We start from the raw sequence: 19080 nt of genomic DNA, 5'->3' as shown, positions 1-19080 counted from the left end.
TACATTACTACTTTTCAGCAGATAGACCCATCAACGCTTGCTGAGTATCCGTAATTTGCTGCTGAAGTTGAGTATCAGATTTCAAACCTAATTGTTCTCTCGCTTCATCTTCAGTCAAGCCTAAGTGGCAGCAAAGCATATCAATAGCCATCTGAAAATTTCCGTTGTCATTCATGTTTCCATTCTCCGTGGATATTATGTATTTGGGAACCGCTTTTCCGACCCCAACACTCTAGAACTTGTGGTGACTGACAGCAATAAGACTATGGTCTAATGCTTTTTAAGAGATCGGAACAGTGAGCTTTAACGCCTTGATGTTTCAGAAGATGGTCATCTATTTACATATGAACCCTTTTAGACATCAAATGTTGCAATTTTGCTCTTAACCTTGTTTTTAAAATTTAAGACTATATGTATATGTTACATTCTTAGGTGTAATGGTTCGTTGGGTTAGCTCTCAATCATTAACCATAATGCCTTAGAATATGACTAACCGAAGAGTTAGAAAAAGTTAAGCTTCCTATTGGAGAAAACAAATGAAGCGAGTGATGTTGTTCTTGGCAACCAATTTAGCCGTAATTTTGGTGCTGAGTATTGTATTGAACATTGTTTATGCTGTAACTGGAATCGCACCTGGTAGCCTGTCTGGTCTGCTTGTAATGGCAGCCATATTTGGTTTTGGTGGTTCCTTTATTTCGCTGTTGATGTCTAAAAAAATTGCCCTACGTTCAGTAGGCGGTCAAGTCATTGAGAGTCCACGTAACGAAACTGAGCATTGGTTGTTGGAAACGGTTCAACGTCAATCACAACAAGCGGGTATTGGTATGCCGCAAGTTGCGATTTATGATTCCGCAGACATCAATGCATTTGCAACAGGTGCTAAGCGGAATGACTCGCTTGTCGCTGTTTCAACTGGGCTGCTTCATAGTATGACGCGTGATGAAGCTGAAGCGGTGTTAGCGCACGAAGTAAGCCATATTGCGAATGGTGATATGGTAACCATGACGCTAATGCAAGGTGTTGTGAATACGTTTGTTATCTTCTTATCCCGTTTTATTGCCAATATTGTGGCTTCGAATAATGACGAGGAAGGAGAGGGCGGTTCGAACACTATTACGTATTTTGTCGTGTCTATGGTGTTGGACTTGGTGTTTGGCTTTTTGGCAAGCTTTATCACAATGTGGTACAGCCGTCGTCGAGAGTTCTATGCGGATGCGGGGGCAGCGCAACTTGTCGGCAAACATAAGATGATTGCAGCATTGGAGCGGTTAAAAGTTAGCCATGAATCAAAGTTAGAAGGCTCAATGATGGCTTTTGGTATCAATGGTAAAAGCTCAATCTCACAGCTTATGATGAGCCATCCACCGTTAGATAAGCGTATCGATGCGTTACGCCAAAGCTAGGGGCTAAATGTTCTAGAACCTATTGAATATATGACGAAAAGGTCCAGTTTTTACTGGGCCTTTTTTGTTTGTGATCCATTTTCATTTTCTCATCGTAAACAAACCTGAATACAAAAAAGTTATACAAAATTATATTTGTACAACTTTTACAGCTATATTGAACATGTACAAAAAAATATTTTGTACAACGCAATGGGTGTCATTAGCGAGGTAAAGATGGATATTGGTCAAGTGGCGGATTTTTACCGTTCATTAAGTAAACATAATTTGGAATCGGTAAGAGACCTATACCATCCAAATGTCGTATTCGAAGACCCTGCTCATCGTTTAGAGGGTAACGAGGCTCTTTATGATTATTTCGAAAACCTCTTTGCAAATGTTGATCAATGCGAATTTCAGATCCACAACCACTATCAGGCGGGTGGGACGGGATTTATCGTTTGGACAATGTTGCTGAGACACCCAAAGCTAAATCGTTCAAACCCAGTTGAGGTTGATGGGGTCAGTCAGATTTCTTTTGAAGATAACAAAGTTGTTTACCACCGAGATTATTTCGACTTGGGCTCAATGCTTTACGAACAGATTCCTGTATTAGGTGCGGTTGTTAGGAAAATAAAAGCGGGGCTAGGGCAATGAGCCAGCAGGTAGTGTTGATCACAGGGGCGACATCTGGAATAGGGCATCAGCTTGCCAAAGATTATGCGTCGAGCGGTTTTAAAGTCTGGGCGTGTGGTCGTAATCATGAAAGCCTCGCCAGTTTGGAAGCTTTTTCTAACAACATCCAAACGCTGCAATTCGATGTTACTGATCTTGAACAGGCAAAAGCGGCGTTGTCAGATCTTACCCCCAAGCCTTCTATTTGGATAATGAATGCTGGCAGTTGTGAGTATATTGATAATGGAGAAATCGACGCAGAACTGTTCCAGCGAGTATTAAACGTCAACGTAATGGGCGTTGTGAATTGCATTGAAGCGTCTCAATCTCAAATTATTCAAGATGATCATTTAGTTATCGTGGGCTCCATCGCGAGCGAGGTGGCACTGCCAAGAGCAGAAGCTTATGGCGCATCTAAAGCAGCAATTAATTATTTGGCGAGAAGCCTTGCGTTACCGATGAAACAAAATGGCGTTGACGTTTCGATGGTTTTTCCAGGATTTGTTGAAACGCCTTTAACGGACAAAAACGATTTTCCAATGCCGATGAAAGTCAGTGTTGAAAATGCGTCAAAGCGCATTCGCGCAGGTATTCACTTGCGTAAAGAAAATATTTATTTTCCACGTCGATTCACGATGTTTTTGAGGTTAATAGGGGCTTTGCCGTATTCATGGCAGCGCTTGTTCATCTCTAAATGGGTTACTACGGCTTAAGGTTGAAGGACAAATCATGAAAATAGCAATAATAGGATCAGGTATATCTGGATTAACATGCGGTTACTACCTTCACCAAGAGCATGACATTACGGTTTTTGAAGCAAATGATTATATCGGTGGGCACACTGCTACTGTAGACGTAAGCATAGAAAACCAATCCTATTCCGTTGATACGGGCTTTATCGTTTATAACGACAGGACTTATCCTAATTTTATTGAAATGATGAACGAAATTGGGGTCACTGGCACACCGACTCAAATGAGTTTTAGCGTGAGTAACCAGAGTAGCGGTTTAGAGTACAACGGACATACCTTATCGACGTTGTTTGCCCAAAAACGAAACTTCCTGAACCCGCGGTTTTATCGGTTTATCTATGAAATATTGCGTTTTAATAAACTCGCTAAAGAAGCGGCTATTCAACCTCATAATGGAGAACTGACACTAGGCGACTTCCTTCGCCAGCATCGATTTAGCGATTATTTCTCTGACAATTATATTCTTCCTATGGGGGCTGCAATTTGGTCATCCACGTTGGCGGATATGCGTGGTTTCCCTTTACCATTCTTCCTTAACTTCTTTTTGAATCATGGATTACTCGATATTGTAGATCGCCCTCAGTGGTATGTGATTGATGGCGGATCTAAAGCGTATATTGATCCCTTGACCAAAGGATTCAAAGAAAAGATACGCTTGAATTGCCCAGTAAAATCAGTCGAACGAAAACATGACGGTGTTCTTATTCAATCTTCCTTTGGAACCGAGCACTTTGATGCGGTCATTTTTGCTTGTCATAGCGACCAAGCTTTAAGAATGCTTCAAGACCCGAGTGAGATGGAACATAACCTGCTTTCTAAAATGGAATATCAGGCAAACGAGGTTACACTGCACACAGACACAGCCCTGTTACCGAAAAGCGAAGCGGCATGGGCTTCATGGAATTATTTGCTTTCAGGTCAAAAAGGTGAACAAGAGGCACTTCCTTCATTAACCTATAATATGAATATCTTGCAACACATAGAAAGTGACAAGACATTCTGTGTTTCGTTAAATTCAAACGATAAGATTGATTCAAATAAAATTCTTAGAACATTTACCTATCATCACCCTGTTTTTACTCAAGATTCCCATATTGCTCAAAAGCAAAAATCCAGTATTGATGGATTCAATTCTACTTGGTACTGCGGAGCATATTGGTACAACGGGTTCCACGAAGATGGGGTTCGAAGCGCTCTGGACGTCGTTGAAGGTATTCGGTTGCTGAACTCTGCCTCAAAGAAGGAGGTTGCATGATTTTCTCTAGTTGTATGCTAGATGGTGAAGTGACTCATAGGCGATTTTCTCCAATAAAACATAGCCTGAGATATCCCCTTTTTATGCCTTGCTTAGATCTAGATGAGATCGATGTTCTAAAAGAAAAACTTATTGGTTTCGGAGACAAGGCGTGGCATTGGGCGCGATTTCGAAGAGAAGACTACGTAGGGACTGGAGATCTAAAGCTGGCAGTTCAGAACAAAGTGTTTGAACTTACAGGTGTTAGGCTGAAGGGTAAGGTAAAAGCGGTTTGTCATTTGCGTTACTTCGGTTTGTATTTTAGTCCAGTAAACTTTTACTACTTGTATGACGAGGCAGGAAATTGGAAATATTTGCTCGCGGAGGTGAGTAATACGCCATGGAATGAATGCCACTATTATGCGATCGATTCTAACGCTGGTAGTGAAAGGGAAAATTGGCGTCATGACAAAGAATTCCATGTATCTCCTTTTAATCCCATTGACCAAGAATATGTATGGTCACTCAAACCTCTAGATAAAAAGTTAATGATTCATCTGGAGTGCCATCAGGAAGAAAAAGTATTTGATGCTTCTATGGCAATGAATGCTATACCTCTGAGCAGAATGACTCTGATTAGATACCTACTGAAAACCCCCATTATGGCATTAAAAATCGTAATCGGTATTTATTGGCATGCCCTTAAATTGTGGGTTAAAGGTGCAAAATTTTATTCTCATCCAAATAACAAAAAGAAGGAGACACCCTCATGCTAAATAGCCGTTCATATGCGTCTGAAGGTGTACTTAGTGTTCGTCAACAAGCTTATCGTACATTGATTTTTAGAATGCTTTCTCAATTAACGACGGGTCATATAACAATCACTGAAAGCTTTGGTGAGCGGGTGGAGTTTGGTGACGGATTGTCTGATTTACACGCTGTTATAGAAATTCATGAACCTAAGTTTTACGAGAGGCTTCTAAAAGGTGGCAGCATTGCAGGAGCCGAAGCGTATATGGATGGTTGGTGGGACAGCCCTAATTTGACAACAGTAACGCGCATTATGGCTGAGAACCTCGACACGTTAGATGCTGTTGATAGCAAAGTGAGTTGGATTCAAAAGCTAGCCTTACAATTTTCGCATTGGCTGAATCGCAACTCCTTGTCGCAGTCAAAAGAGAATATAGAAGCGCACTATGACTTAGGGAACGATCTTTATAAGCTGTTTCTTGATGAAAACATGCTGTACTCCTCTGGTGTATACAAAACGAAAGATGATTCGTTAGCTGTGGCGCAAATCAATAAGATGGACAGGCTTTGCAAGCAGCTTCAGTTAAATGAAAATGACCATGTGTTAGAGATCGGTACTGGTTGGGGCGGGATGGCAATATATATGGCTTCTCAATATGGTTGCCGTGTTACAACTACGACGATTTCTGAAGAGCAATATCAATATGCTAAAACGTCCATCGCTGAAGCAGGGCTAAACGACCAAATAACGCTTCTCAAGCGAGACTATCGTTTACTTGAAGGCGAGTTCGATAAGGTTGTCTCTATAGAGATGATAGAGGCGGTAGGTAAACAGTACCTATCTTCTTATATAGATAAGTGTTATTCGCTATTAAAGCCGGACGGGTTACTCGCGATTCAAGCCATCACCATTGCTGACCAAAGATTTGATAAATACAGTAAAGAAGTCGACTTCATTCAAAAATACATCTTCCCTGGCGGATTCTTGCCGTCTGTGACGCACCTTATGGATCAAATGACGAATAACAGTCAATTTGTGATCAGAGACTTATATGACATAGGGCAAGATTATGCCCGTACTCTTTCTGACTGGCATTACGCATTTAACCAATCCTATTCAAAAGTTATTCAGCTGGGTTATGACGAACGATTTGTACGTATGTGGCGCTATTACATGAGCTATTGTGAAGGTGGATTTCTTGCCAATACCATCAGTACTGTTCACTTAACTTTTCACAAAGTTCGATAAGTAACGAGTGAGTCGACAGATGATGCTTAAGTCTTTGTTCGATAAAAGTAATGGGGCTGTACTCCTGAGTAGTTTGTGGTTTCAGATACTTTGGTTTTTTGCGGTGATAGGGCGAGAAGACACACTCTTATGGCTGATATCTGGCAGCCTCATAACTTTGGTTTATTGTATCTACGAAGAAGCCCAAAAACTTAAGCTAGTTATTGCAATTAGCTCTGTTGGTATTGTCATTGACTTTCTTAACTGGCAAACGGGCTTGTTTACCTTCTCTATCGATGCATTTCCGGTTTGGTTACTTTTACTATGGGGTTTATTTGGTTGGTACGCTGTTCAAATGAGCGCCATAGTGAACCGTACGCCTCGCTATCTCGTATTAACTTTGGTGTCTGTATCTGGTGGACTTAGTTATTTTGCTGGGCACAGGCTTGGTGCTGTGGAGTGGATATTTGGCGTTCCTTTGACACTTGCAGTTTTGTTTTTGGAATGGTTTTTGCTCGCTTATTTTGTAACCACATTACTAAGCTCTCGCTGGGGGAAGTTATGAATAAGTACATCGGATTTCTAGTTTTAAGTTTGTTGATGACGGCAAATGCTCAAGGCTCTACTCCAAATTCTCAAGACGATCAGAACTGGGATGGTTGGAAAACAGTCGGAAAATCGAGTTTGAGTTGGCTTTTTTTTGATATTTATAAATCAGAACTTAAAACACCCAGTGGAGTATATGAAGAAAGTACGGATGTTTCCCCTCACCCGATGGCATTGCTCATTAATTACATGAGAGATATCCCTAAGCAGCAGTTGCTCGATGCAACTCAAGAGCAATGGGAACATCTAGGCTACAGCGCAGAGCAGCAACAGAACTGGATTTTAACACTATCGGATATTTTACCGGATGTGAGCAAGGGTGAGCGATTGGTGTACATTTCAGACGGTGAGAAAGGGCAATTTATCTTCTATGATTCCGCCAATCAAACGACGCATTTAGGAGACATTACAAACGAACAGTTAAATGATGCCTTCTTATCCATTTGGTTTTCACCTGACACAGAATATCCAAAACATCGCAGACAATTATTGGGAAAAATTAGATGAGAACACTCCTAACACTTTGGCTTGCCGCTTTGCTCAGTGCTTGCACAGCTGATGTTGAAGAATATCGCCAAGCAACGCCAGATTTTGATTTGTTTGGTTACTTTCAAGGTAACACCAAAGCTTGGGGAATGATTCAAGATTACACAAAAAAACAAACCCGACGATTTTCTGTTGATCTTTCAGGAGAAGTCAATGGGAATACGTTGGTGTTAGTAGAAGATTTTATTTTTGATGACGGCGAAAAAGATCAACGTATTTGGACCATTGAGCGCCAAGAGGACGGTCAGTTTACAGGCAAAGCAGACGATATTATTGGGCAAGCCGTCGGGATTCAGGTTGGCAATGCTTTGCAATGGAAATATGATTTTTTGCTTAAAGTAGATGGTTCTGAGTTAGAAGTACATTTCGACGATTGGCTCTATCGTCAAGATGAACGTCATGTTTTCAACCGAACCTCGATACGTAAACTCGGGTTAGAAGTCGCTGAAGTGACGATATTTTTTCAAAAATAACCATCTCTTTCATAAATGACCGCTCTCTGTATAAAAGCCGTGGACTCCAAACTGTTCTTTTATCTCAAAAGTTCGACATGACTTTTAAAAAAGCGATTTGATTCATTCGTTATTGGCTGTCTTTAGTTAAATGTTTTTTTTGTAGGTCGGACTTCACAATCTCTAGTGCCGCTAGAGCGGTTTCAATATCCACTTCGTTAGACTCCAACAAGTAGATGAGATCAACAGCCAGCTTGATTTCGTCTGGTGCCGTATCTAATGGAGAAGAGTTGGAATGAGTCATACTTGATTACGCTCTCTATAGGTAATTTGGTTTTCAATCTTTAGCTTGGATTCTTGGCAGCGTTTAAGGCGCTGCTCTGCAGCTACCAGCGTTTGTTGAGCCTGACTCTGCATATATGCGGGAGCCGACTCAAGCGCATTGGACTTTTCGACGACGAGCTCCTTTAGCCGACGCTCCCATTCTTGGTGTTGTGCCATTTCTTGATAGAGCTGGTTGATTGGCTTCTGAAAATGGCTCGAATGCTTGATTTCACTTTTCCTGATCGTTTGTGTCGACAGCTCTCGCTGTATGGCTTCGAGCTGTGCTACCATTTGAGCCGTTAAATGCTCCGCTCTTAAAGGTGTTAACCTGCCACTTTCTTGTTCTCTGATAATGGATTGAAAGGTGGATTCAAGCTCTTGGACACAAGGAACCAATAAACGCGCTTTGCAGTGGAAAAGTCGCTCATCAAAAAGCGCCTGATGATGCTCGCCTCGTTGGCGGTCAAGTTGTGCCGCTTGAAGGCTTAACTGAGCAATGTTTTCTTTCAGGGAACTGAAATTCTTCATAGAGTTACAAACCAAGCATCAAACGCCAGTTTACCAGCAAGTACAACCACGACAGTGACAAAAACAGGGCGAATGAATTTTGCTCCAAATTTGATAGCTGAATGAGCGCCTACGTAAGCACCTACCATTAAGCATACACCCATCGTAAGACCTAATACCCAATTAATGTGCCCTAAGAAAGCAAACATAACTAAAGAGGTAAAATTACTGGTGAAGTTCATGGCTTTGGCTAAACCGGAAGCCAGTAGAATGTTCATTTTGTATAAAGCCATACTGCTTACTGTCCAAAACGCACCCGTCCCAGGGCCTGCTACTCCATCATAGAAACCTAAAGTTAGGCTTTGTAGCCATTGTTTTTTCGTAAGGCTAGGGCATGGCTCTGGTACCGCATTATTTGATGCTTTCACTGGTTTGTGGAAGATCGTGTATAGAGCTGTGATTAAAATAACAAGAGGCAGAACTTTCTCCAACCACTCAGTGCTGATGGCGTCGACGGCAAAGGTTCCTATGGTCGCACCTATGAGTGTACCTATGAATGCCTTCTTCCAACATTCTGGCTTAAACAACCGCTTCTTATAGTATGTGAGAGCGGCCGTTGAGGAGGCAAAGGTTGCTGCGAGTTTATTCGTTCCTAAGGCAATATGCGGAGGCAAACCTATTGATAGTAATGCGGGGACAGTGAGCATTCCGCCGCCACCAGCTACCGCATCAATAAATCCTGCAAGAAATGCCACAAGTGCGAGAACAACCAACATTGTTGGTTCTATAAATTCCATATGATTGCTTATTATTTGTTATTAATAATCGATACGCCTTTTGAATGGAGGCAATGAGTCTATTAAAGACTTGCCATAACGCTTTGTGACGAGTCGCCTGTCTAGGATGACGACTCTACCAGAATCTCTTTCCTTACGCAGCAATCTACCGACAGATTGAATCAGCTTTTTACTGGCTTCTGGCACAGAAATTTGGAGAAATGGGTTCCCTCCTTTTCTCTCTATATACTCTGCATGAGCTTCTTCTACTGGAGATGTGGGAACTGCGAAAGGAATTTTAGTAATAATGAGGTTTTCTAATAACTCACCAGGTAAGTCTAACCCTTCCGAAAAACTCCCTGTTCCAAAGAGTATGCTGGTTTTTTTCTTACTGCAGTAAAATTTATGTTTCTTGAGGATCTCGTTGCGCGAGGTTTCGCCTTGAACTTGTAGCATCCATTTATTTTTCTTTGCGAGCTTCTCTATGCCTTGCTCTACTTTATTCATTTGCCAATAAGAGGCAAACAAAACCAAGTTGGCCTTTCCCTCTTCTATATAGGAGGGAAGAGTTTCAATTAAACAATCGGTAAACTCGCTGGCTTGTGGCTCGAATTTAATTTTAGGTATGTAGAGCTCACCCTGATTTTGGTAATCAAAAGGAGAGGCGAGTGCAAGAAATTGTGTGCCATCTTCCTTTTTCTCGCTGATACCCGTCTGGCGGCAGAAAAATGAAAAGGAGTTGAGCGCTCTTATCGTCGCAGAGACCAAAACAGCACCCGCACAGCGACTCCATAATAGTTGGTCTAGTTGCCAACCTACCTCTAACGGAGATACCGATATAATAAAGTCACCCTCTCGCTCATCCGAGGTTTCGACCCATCGAGCTAATGGTGCACCTTTCTCTCTTGTGGGCTCTGCCATTAAATGCCATACCTTCGACAAATTTTCGTATCTTTGTAAGAAGAACCCAATCTCAGCCAATGCGGGTTCAGCTAAACGATTTGATAACTCTCCTTCTTTTACACGCTCGGAAATTAAATCGGCAATCTTAGCTAGAGCTTGTGCGCCCTTTTTGCTCGCTTTCTTAAGTTCCTGAGATTCATTTTCTAGCCATGTTGGCAGCTCACCGTGCTCAAAACGGTAACTTTTTTCGACAAATAGTGAAGGGTCGAATTGTTTCGCCAGTTGGTTGAGGCTAGGAATTAGGTGTTGTATCGAGTCTTGAAGCTCATTTCTAAATCGACTTACTCGCTTGTCATCGGCTAGGGAGCACAGCTTTGCAGATTGTGAATTTAATTTCTCTAACCAAGACGCCACTCCTTTTAAGCTTGCCGAAGCAGATGAATGATCACGTGCCACTTTAGGGAGGTGGTGGGCTTCATCAAAGACAAAAATAGTCTGTTCAGGCTCCGGAAGGATAACTCCGCCTCCTAATTCAGCATCGGCCATGACTAAGCTGTGGTTTGCGATAATAACGTCGACTTTATCTAACTGAGAGCGTGCTTTTTGAAAAGGGCAGTCGCGGTGAGAAGGTAATGTTGCATTGCAGCTGTGTTTGTCGCTGACAATACGTGACCATAAAACATCTGATATAGGGGTTGCCCATGAGTCTCGCTCCCCATCCCATTTATTTGAACTCAATTGAGAGTACATTTGCTGCAACGTTTCTATATCGCTGCTCGATGGTTTGCTTTCAAAAATAGCGATTTGTTGATCTGAGCTTCCACTTGCTATGGCTAGTTTTTCAGCACAGCAATATCTTTGCCGACCTTTTGCTAATGCAAATGAAAACGGAACATCGCTAATTCTACGAAATAGAGGGAGGTCTTTGTGAACAAGTTGTTCTTGTAGCGCAACTGTCGCAGTAGAGATCACTACCTTCTTCTTACTAAAAGAGGCAAAAGGAATGGCACTCATTAAATACGCTAAAGACTTACCGATTCCTGTTCCAGCTTCGGCAACAAGCATTCTATTTGATTTGTGATACTGCCCTGCCAATGTGCGAGCAATCTCTGATACGAGATAGTTTTGTGCGCGCCTTGGTATAAAGTTTTCTAAATGATTTTGCAGATTACTATAGCTGCTGCGAATGGACTTTTGAATCGTTGTATTAAGCATTTTCTGCCTCTGATTTAACCGCGCGAGATTGTAGCACAATCCTGTTGTTGCATGTGTTTTCGTCAGAATGGCGTGCTTTTTAGGTAAATCTAGATCTCAATCACAAAAAAAAATTGAACGATCATGGGGTTAGGTAAAGTCGATAAAAAGTATAGATAATAATATCAAGAAACCCTGTTCGATAGAGTTATTGACTTAATTTGGCGTATTAATCTGTGTTTATTAATTTTTTGTGCTGAAAAAATAAAAACAACAGGAAAAGATTTTCTATGAAAATGCGATGTGATTTCACTCTAAAAGTTTATGTTGTCAATGTAAGTCATTGAATTTTATTTATTTACGATTTTTTATTTTTATTTTTTTAGTCATTTGACATGTAGCGGATTCTTCTGCAATCTTAACATCGAAATTTAGAGGAGTTGTGCCTTAAGCAAATGCTCGAGAATCGACTCTAATAAAACTAAATAAGGGAACCGAAAAGGAATTCCCAGCTAAGAAAAGGCAGTGGATTATTATGAAAAAGACTCTAGTAGCTCTAGCAGTTATGGCGGTTGCAGGTTCTGCAAACGCTGGTATCGAACTTTACAACAAAGACGGCGTTACTGTTAACCTTAAAGGTGACATGGAAGTTCGTTATAAAAAAGCTAAAACAGACGGCGCTGAGCTTCAGCAAGAAATTGATGATGCTGATTTCGGTTTTGACACTCGTTATGCAGTAAATGATGCAACTCAAGTAGGTTTCTACTGGGAATTCTCTGCTATCGATGGTGACAAAGCGGAAGGTAAAGCTGGTTACGGCGACGCATACGTAGGTTTCTACAACGATCAACTAGGTACTCTAAAAGTTGGTAAACTAGCTACTCAACTTGATGACGCTGGCGTTGGTTCTGACTACCTATTCGGTGTTACTTCTTTTGTTGATGCTACGGACGTATCTGGTGACGAAGCAATTCGTTACGACCTAGACAAAGGCGCTTTCTACTTTGGCTTCGGTCTTATGCAAGACAAGCACAACAACAAAGGTCTTGGTGAAGATGGTAGCTTGGTTGACCTAAAATTGGGTTACCGTGTAGCTGATTTCGACTTCACTGGTTTCTTTGGTCAAGCGAAATTCAAAGGTCACGCTACTAAAGACAAGCAATCTCTCGCTGCTCTAGAAGCTCGTTACAGCGGTATCGACAACGTTGGTCTTGAAGCTGGTTACTACTCTGTTAGCTCAACTCCACTAGCTGGTGACAAGAGCACTGATAACTCATTTGCAGTTGCAGCTGATTACTCTATGGATGCATGGAAATTCGCAGGTGGCTTTAGCATCACTCAATACGATGCAGATGGCAAAGATGACCTAAACACTTGGTTTGTTAACGCAGGCTACGGTATTGCTCCATCTACTACAGCTTACGTAGAGATCGGTGGCGACAATGCAGATTCTAGTGAAGTTGGCTACGGTGTTGGTATCAAAGCTTCTTTCTAAGCTATCTATATAGCTAGACAGATTTTAAAGCCATCTCTTAGAGGTGGCTTTTGTTTTATTCGTAATTAAATTTATTATTGTAATTCTTAAAGTTATAATCTGTTAGTGAATTTATTTGTGTTGGTTTGGTGGTGTATGAATTTTATTAGAATATCTATCTTTGCGCTTTCTTCTATCTTGGCTTTTTCTTCTTTTTCCTCTTTTGCTGCGAATGTTGTCCCATCAAAAGGTCTGTCTATTTTACTTGTAAACGGCGAAGAAACGGAAAGCAAAATCAAACCAACGCGCATTCAAGAGGGTTTTAATCAGATTGTTGTTCGTATGGATATGGACGTCGGGCGTGGTAGTGGTAATAACCGCTTTACTTCTGCCCCTTATATCATCACTTTTGATGGTGATAAGAATGACGTTCGGGTCTCTCCCCCAAAGGTTTACAGTAAAATTCATGCAGAAAATGTCTTTCGCGGAGTACCGGAGTGGAAAATTGAATCTGATGGTTCAAAAATTGCCTATACGAGTGTAAAGCTTAAAGGTAGGACTGGAACTTTTCCGTATTCAGGTATTGAGGAATTAGTAGAAGAGTACAATATCAGTCAGGGCATTTCATTTTCAGCGACAACTACTGCAGTGGCTGCGACGGCAAAAGCAGCTCCAGTCTCTAAGTCTCAAAAATCAGTTGCTAAAGCGGCTCAAGGGGAAAAACCTCAGACGTTAGAGCAATTGCAAGCTTGGTACTTGAAAGCGTCCAAAGAGGAGCGTAAGGCTTTTCGTAAATGGATGATTGACCAAGAATAAAGAATTATATAATGAGAGCGGCCATTGCCGCTTTCTTGCTTTTTAAGTCTTCTCGTTTCATTCGTACGAATTAACCTCTTACTGGATAGGGCATGAAGTACAGTTTTCATTTAATCCAATGGGTTATGCTGTTCTTATCCAAAGCTGATGTTAATGAAAGTCTCTTGATTGTGTTTTTAATTTGGATAAGTGGTTGGTCATGTCAGTCAGTTTTCCAGCAATTACATGTATAACTTCCCCTTCTCGTTCTAGAATCCCTTTTACCTTTAGTATCTTTGCCGTAAGGTAAGCTTGTTTTTGGGCTCTTGCTGTTGCCCCCCATACAACGACATTCACATTTCCAGTGTCGTCCTCTAACGTAAAAAATGTGACTCCGGCGGCTGTGCCGGGAGATTGTCTGCCTGTCACTAAGCCAATCACAGTGATCAGAGATTTATGCGGCTTATTAGAGAGCTCTTGCATCCGCGTGAATTTCGGCAGCATACCTGCATTGGTTAACAATGTGACAGGGTGCTGGTTTAAAGAAAGCCCTGTAGCGGCGTAGTCTTCTGTTAAGGTACTGAAATCGTCAGGCTGATAAAAGTAGTGACTATCTTGCTCTTTCTGTGAATGAAACAAGGGGAGGTCATCAGCACCATCCATTATCTTCCAACGTGCGGAGAAACGATTACCAGCAAATGATTTTAGTGCATCTGCAGAGGCGAGAGTTTCTAAATCTTTACGTTCGATTCCTATACTTTTCAAATCTGAAGTGTGTTGATAGCCTGAATGAGGGCGGCGGTGAGTGATTCTTTCTGCGGTCTCTTTTTTTAGTCCTTTGATTAGCCTCATCCCTAATCGAATATGAAAACTATCGTTATTTCTTACTACTAAATGGTCGTAGCCTGAGTGATTCACACAAATTGGTTTTACATTAATCCCATGCCTTCGAGCATCTTGGACTAGCTGAGAGACACTGTAAAACCCCATAGGGTGGCTGTTCATTAGTGCCGTATAGAAAGCTTCGGGATAGTAATATTTTAGCCAAGATGAGACGTACGCAAGGACTGCGAAAGAAGCAGAGTGGCTTTCAGGAAAACCATACTCACCAAATCCACATATTTGGTCAAAGAGTCTTTTCGCGAACTCTTCTTGGTAACCTCTCTCTAGCATGCCATTGATGAGTTTGGAACGGAACTGCATCAATTGGCCACTTTTTTTCCACGAGGCCATTGCTCTTCGAAGTTTGTCAGCTTCTCCTCCTGAAAAACCAGCTGCAACCATCGCAAGTTTGATCACTTGCTCCTGAAATATGGGTACACCCATTGTTCTTGATAGAACATCTTTGACGGCTTCCGATGGGTAGGTGACTTCTTCAATGCCATTACGTCGCTTGAGGAATGGATGAACCATGTCGCCTTGTATTGGACCTGGGCGGACGATGGCGATTTGAATGACTAAGTCATAATAGTTCTTGGGGCGTAACCTTGGCAACATGCTCATTTGAGCGCGAGATTCTATTTGAAACACACCGATGGTGTCGGCTTTTTGAATCATGTTATAAACATTAGGATCATCTTGCTTTCGAGTAATATCCGCAATGCTCAACTCGATGTTATGGAAAGATTGGACCGTTTTGAAGCACTTACGAATTGCCGTTAGCATCCCTAACGCTAAAACATCGACTTTGAGCAGTCCCAAGCTTTCAAGGTCATCCTTATCCCATTGGATGACCGTGCGTTCGTCCATTGCTGCATTCTCAACAGGAACCAATTCATATAAAGGACCTGATGAGATGACAAAACCGCCGACATGCTGAGAAAGGTGACGCGGGAACCCAAGTATCTCATTGACCAATTGAATGAAAAGCTGCCCTTGATAAGCGTCAGGGTCGAGACCTAGCTCGACTATTTGCGCTTGCCAGTTCGATTCTTTATCTCGCCTATTCACATTCTTTATAAAGAACTCGAGTTGCTCTACTGAGATCCCTAAAGCTTTACCCACTTCTCTCACCGCGCTTTTAAATCGGTAGGTGATGACGGTAGCTGAGAGAGCAGCGCGACTGCGACCATATTTCTGATAAATATATTGAATCACTTCTTCGCGTCGTTCATGTTCAAAATCGACATCGATATCGGGTGGCTCATTACGCTCTCTACTGATGAATCTTTCAAAAAGCACTGATATTTGCCGAGGATCGACCGCTGTGATTTCTAGGCAGTAACAAACAACAGAATTGGCGGCAGACCCCCTACCTTGGTATAGAATTTTCTTTCGTTTGGCAAACATGACAATGTCATAGATGGTTAGGAAGTAAAATGGGTAATTTAACTCTTCAATTAAAGCCAATTCTTTATCTATAAGTTTTTGTATATTGGGTGGGATGCCTTGAGGAAAGCGGCGTTTGCTGCCTGCTTTTACTTGCTCTTTTAGATAAGCTATTGCCGTATACCCATTTGGAACCAGTTCACTTGGGTATTCGTATTGAAGAGAGCCTAAGTCGAAACGACAACGCGAGAGAATACGTTCGGTTTCAACATACCACTCTTTCTTGAAGATTCTTTGAAGCTTTTCTTTCGATCGAAGTGAATGCTCACAATTGCTTTGGAGTAATCGACCAGCGTTGCTAACGTTCCTACCATGCTTAATCGCGGTCAAAGTATGCTGTAAAGGGAGCCTAGCTGCATTATGCATGAGAACACCACCACAAGCCGTTATCGGAATATGGTATAAAGCGCTAAGGTGTTCGCAGTGCTGTATGAACGCATGGTCATCGTGTTGGAGATGGCGTTGTAGACCTATCCATAATCTTTGAGAGTGGTGTTTCGTTAACCATTTTGCCCAATGGTAGTCACAATCTTTATGGGTTGGTAGCCAGATAATCAAACAATGTTTTGCTGACATGATATCCCATTCGGATAAACTGTATTCCCCTTTAGGACTACGTCTTCGTGCATTTGATATAATTCGGCATAACTCACCATACCCCTGTCTATTTGTGGATAGCAGGATTAATTCAAGCTCATCCCCCATTCGAAATAATGAGCCAACAATGAGTTTCAGTTGTAACTCTTCAACTTGTATCGCTTTATAAGCTCGTACTACACCAGCAACAGAACATTCATCGGTAATGGCAATCCCTGAATATTGTAAGAAATCAGCTTGAACGACTAACTCTTCTGGATGAGAGGCACCCTCTAAGAAGGAGAAATTCGTTTGGCAAAACAATTCGGTATAACCCATAAGAATCCTAACTGAATTTTCCGTGCAGAAACCATTGTTTCTTTGGTGTTCTGAATACCCAAAGCCAGCGACCATCATGGCTTTGAGCAATAAAATAATCTCTGATCACTGGGTTATTATCCCACCAGCCGGTGGCAACCCTTTCAGGACCATGTGCTATGGATACTTCATCTGTCAGTCTTTCTGGGTGTGGAAGGAGAATACTTGGTCTAAGCTTGGGTTTGAATAAAGGGTCGCTCAGTTGTTCAGAGAGAGGAGAAGAGTATGAATTGGCAATTTCTGGTCGGGGATCTGGGGTAATGCTAGGTCGGCTTACGGCATTTTTACCTAATTTCGCTTCTAATACTGACATTAATTCTAGTGCCGTTGTCTTGCCCTGTTGCCTTGTAAATAGGTCGGCGTTGAAGCTGGCTTGTTGCTCAACTCGTTTAGTGCTCAAGCTTATTGCCAATACGGGAGAATTGATTGAAATAGACTCTAAGGTGAGCTTAGATAAGTTTATCCAATTAACAGCCAGATACTCTCCTTGTGCGGAGCTTATTGTAAAGCTGGTGTTCTGTTTATTCCTGAGAAACAAAACAACTTCAATTTCATGTGCGATTTGATCACGTAATTTAAGAAAATGTTCCAATTTTTTCAGTAATTTACTTAGCGGTTTTTCGAGCCATTGGACATTTTCTATTTCATATAATAGATCGAGAGAATATTTAAAGGTTTGCTGTGGATGATAAAATTCAACTGGATGCTTAAACCTACCCGTTACTTTTCCTATATAGTTAATAAGATCTATATCAAAACGCTTAGCAATATCAGCCATTGGTATGGCTAATAGATCATCGAAAGTCTCAATACCCACACGGGAAAGTTTTTCTACTGTTTTATGGGGCAGTCCACTAACCGATAAAGACAATGCATAAAGTTTCTTTTTTAAGACTTTTTTATTATCTGTAATTAAATGTGTTTTCTGTTGAGAAAGTATCTGTGCTGAAAATGGTGAAAAACCAGTTGAATAGTCATAGCGTATATTAAAGGATTGTAAGTGAGATTGAATGATTGACCAGTAATGTTCAATATTAGAATACAACGAAAGCATATCGCTGATTTTCAAAAGAATTCCATTTGGCTCAAACAACGTGATGTCTGAGGTTATTAAGTAAAGCCACCGTGCTATTTCCCGCAATTTTGTTTGTTCAATATGGGGATCGTATGAGTGAACTTGTAAATCGTGGCAGAGCGATGCAGCCGTTCCAAGTCCCATACCGAGTTTTAATCCTGAGGTATAAGCATGAGGTGTAAGTTGTACGATTTGGTGATCGTTATTAATGATGGCAAGGTTACCATCATAGGCTGAGCCACAAAATGAAGAATCTAGCTGTAAGTGAGTAAAGTTCAGGTAAAGCCACAGCATAGTTTATCCTCGTTTTAGAAGAGGAAAGGTAACGACGGTATTATCTGTGGGAGCCCTAGTTAAATCCCCCCAGTTATAGGACATGTCTATGCATAAGACTGTCCTACCTAAGCCTCCCTTTCGTTTATTGATTGTAATGTTCAAGCCTTTTGAGTGAGCCTCAAGACTTAAACTAAGTGATACAGGTAGAGGAAAGGCTTGTTTTTGTGGCTTGAAGATAATAAGCGAGCAATTGCCACTTTCACTCGCCATTTGTAACCGTTTTACTTGATGAATTTCTAACGTATCACGCCATAGTAATACATGAGAGCAAGCCCCACTTTTCAATGACTGTTCGGCAGCCCATAGAGCTTCTTTGTAGTTCCTTGGCGAAATAACAACAATACTGTCAAGTTTGTAGCCTTGTGCTACGAAAAACTCACCACATATCTTTCCAGGAGGGTGAATAAAAACTCTAAGCCTGTTGTCTGCAGCATTGCTTAAAAAGGCATCTAGCAATCGTAGCTCACCGATACCAGTAACAGTATTTATTTCGATAACCCCTTTACTTGGAAAGCCACCTCCTAATTTGTTATCTAGCTCGGTATAGCCTGAAGAGATAGCATCTGCATGATGTGATGTGTTTACCCCGTTCCAGAGTAAGTTTTTATGCTTTAGTGTCTTTATTATCTCATGCATTATTACAAGCCTGTATGTATGTACAGTATTATAGTATATGCATTCAAAAGGGAGCGGCAAGAACTTTCTGCATTACTGAGCTGGTAGAAGAAGAAAGTACAAATAAATCATAAATGTATGACTTGGGTGTTTTCTTCAAAAGGGATGATAATG

19 protein-coding genes are annotated in these 19080 nt (G+C 41.4%); 11 read left to right on the top strand and 8 right to left on the bottom strand.

What is annotated here, in order from left to right:
• Nucleotides 1-7: 7 nt before the first annotated feature.
• Nucleotides 8-175 (bottom strand): hypothetical protein, encoded by a 168-nt coding sequence (locus tag Q8W40_RS01595; RefSeq protein ID WP_190335658.1) that lies wholly within the window; start codon nt 173-175, stop codon nt 8-10.
• Nucleotides 176-536: 361 nt separating this feature from the next.
• Between Q8W40_RS01595 and htpX the strand changes: the two genes are divergently transcribed.
• The 9 genes from htpX to Q8W40_RS01550 all read left to right on the top strand — a co-directional run bounded on the left by htpX (nt 537) and on the right by Q8W40_RS01550 (nt 7646).
• The gene (gene htpX / locus Q8W40_RS01590; RefSeq protein ID WP_305395595.1) at nt 537-1403 is read left to right on the top strand and encodes a protease HtpX; all 867 of its coding nucleotides are present in this window, start codon (nt 537-539) and stop codon (nt 1401-1403) included.
• A 216-nt stretch (nt 1404-1619) separates the two neighbouring features.
• Nucleotides 1620-2039, top strand: coding sequence for a nuclear transport factor 2 family protein (locus tag Q8W40_RS01585; protein ID WP_305395594.1), 420 nt, complete (start codon nt 1620-1622; stop codon nt 2037-2039).
• On the top strand, nt 2036-2770 hold the full coding sequence (locus tag Q8W40_RS01580) for an SDR family NAD(P)-dependent oxidoreductase (protein WP_305395593.1): 735 nt from the start codon (nt 2036-2038) through the stop codon (nt 2768-2770). The genes Q8W40_RS01585 and Q8W40_RS01580 overlap by 4 nt, the downstream gene beginning before the upstream one ends.
• Nucleotides 2771-2786: 16 nt before the next feature.
• Nucleotides 2787-4064 carry an NAD(P)/FAD-dependent oxidoreductase gene (locus tag Q8W40_RS01575; RefSeq protein ID WP_305395592.1) on the top strand — a complete coding sequence of 426 codons (1278 nt, stop codon included), beginning with the start codon at nt 2787-2789 and terminating at the stop codon, nt 4062-4064.
• Nucleotides 4061-4819 (top strand): DUF1365 domain-containing protein, encoded by a 759-nt coding sequence (locus Q8W40_RS01570; RefSeq protein ID WP_305395591.1) that lies wholly within the window; start codon nt 4061-4063, stop codon nt 4817-4819. The genes Q8W40_RS01575 and Q8W40_RS01570 overlap by 4 nt, the downstream gene beginning before the upstream one ends.
• A complete protein-coding gene (locus Q8W40_RS01565) occupies nt 4813-6042 on the top strand; it encodes an SAM-dependent methyltransferase (protein WP_305395590.1) in 1230 nt (409 codons plus the stop codon). Before Q8W40_RS01570 ends, Q8W40_RS01565 begins: the two co-directional genes overlap by 7 nt.
• A gap of 19 nt (nt 6043-6061) precedes the next feature.
• Entirely contained in the window at nt 6062-6586 is a 525-nt protein-coding gene (locus tag Q8W40_RS01560) for a DUF2878 domain-containing protein (protein WP_305395589.1), read from the top strand.
• Nucleotides 6583-7134, top strand: coding sequence for a chalcone isomerase family protein (locus Q8W40_RS01555; protein ID WP_305395588.1), 552 nt, complete (start codon nt 6583-6585; stop codon nt 7132-7134). The genes Q8W40_RS01560 and Q8W40_RS01555 overlap by 4 nt, the downstream gene beginning before the upstream one ends.
• Nucleotides 7131-7646: a DUF3833 domain-containing protein gene (locus tag Q8W40_RS01550; protein ID WP_305395587.1), complete on the top strand. Its 516-nt coding sequence runs from the start codon at nt 7131-7133 to the stop codon at nt 7644-7646. The genes Q8W40_RS01555 and Q8W40_RS01550 overlap by 4 nt, the downstream gene beginning before the upstream one ends.
• A 109-nt stretch (nt 7647-7755) precedes the next feature.
• Here the strand turns inward: Q8W40_RS01550 and rsmS are convergent, their stop codons facing one another.
• From rsmS to dinG, 4 genes are read right to left on the bottom strand one after another with little or no spacing between them, the layout of a single operon-like run.
• Complete coding sequence (rsmS, locus tag Q8W40_RS01545; RefSeq protein WP_305395586.1) at nt 7756-7929, bottom strand: pleiotropic regulatory protein RsmS; 174 nt, start codon at nt 7927-7929, stop codon at nt 7756-7758.
• Nucleotides 7926-8477, bottom strand: coding sequence for a primosomal replication protein (locus Q8W40_RS01540; protein ID WP_101112055.1), 552 nt, complete (start codon nt 8475-8477; stop codon nt 7926-7928). The genes rsmS and Q8W40_RS01540 overlap by 4 nt, the downstream gene beginning before the upstream one ends.
• Entirely contained in the window at nt 8474-9253 is a 780-nt protein-coding gene (locus Q8W40_RS01535; RefSeq protein WP_305395585.1) for a sulfite exporter TauE/SafE family protein, read from the bottom strand. Before Q8W40_RS01535 ends, Q8W40_RS01540 begins: the two co-directional genes overlap by 4 nt.
• A gap of 21 nt (nt 9254-9274) precedes the next feature.
• On the bottom strand, nt 9275-11350 hold the full coding sequence (gene dinG / locus Q8W40_RS01530) for an ATP-dependent DNA helicase DinG (RefSeq protein WP_305395584.1): 2076 nt from the start codon (nt 11348-11350) through the stop codon (nt 9275-9277).
• 514 nt (nt 11351-11864) lie between these two features.
• Between dinG and Q8W40_RS01525 the strand changes: the two genes are divergently transcribed.
• Nucleotides 11865-12824 carry a porin gene (locus Q8W40_RS01525; RefSeq protein WP_305395583.1) on the top strand — a complete coding sequence of 320 codons (960 nt, stop codon included), beginning with the start codon at nt 11865-11867 and terminating at the stop codon, nt 12822-12824.
• Nucleotides 12825-12959: 135 nt separating this feature from the next.
• Complete coding sequence (locus tag Q8W40_RS01520; protein ID WP_305395582.1) at nt 12960-13619, top strand: DUF2057 family protein; 660 nt, start codon at nt 12960-12962, stop codon at nt 13617-13619.
• A gap of 150 nt (nt 13620-13769) precedes the next feature.
• On the opposite strand, the gene Q8W40_RS01515 is transcribed toward Q8W40_RS01520, so the two are convergent.
• Genes Q8W40_RS01515 through imuA form a run of 3 tightly spaced genes read right to left on the bottom strand, consistent with a single transcriptional unit; the run spans nt 13770 to nt 18927 of the window.
• Nucleotides 13770-16841, bottom strand: a complete 3072-nt coding sequence (locus tag Q8W40_RS01515) for an error-prone DNA polymerase (RefSeq protein ID WP_305395581.1) — start codon at nt 16839-16841, stop codon at nt 13770-13772.
• A gap of 7 nt (nt 16842-16848) precedes the next feature.
• On the bottom strand, nt 16849-18249 hold the full coding sequence (locus tag Q8W40_RS01510; protein ID WP_305395580.1) for a Y-family DNA polymerase: 1401 nt from the start codon (nt 18247-18249) through the stop codon (nt 16849-16851).
• A 3-nt stretch (nt 18250-18252) separates the two neighbouring features.
• On the bottom strand, nt 18253-18927 hold the full coding sequence (gene imuA, locus Q8W40_RS01505; protein WP_305395579.1) for a translesion DNA synthesis-associated protein ImuA: 675 nt from the start codon (nt 18925-18927) through the stop codon (nt 18253-18255).
• Nucleotides 18928-19080 lie beyond the last annotated feature (153 nt).

This window comes from Vibrio penaeicida, assembly GCF_030689305.1.
GTDB classification, from domain to species: Bacteria; Pseudomonadota; Gammaproteobacteria; order Enterobacterales; family Vibrionaceae; genus Vibrio; species Vibrio penaeicida_B.
The sequence above is the reverse complement of the archived record's forward strand: the minus strand, read 5'-3'. Positions and strand labels throughout refer to the sequence as shown.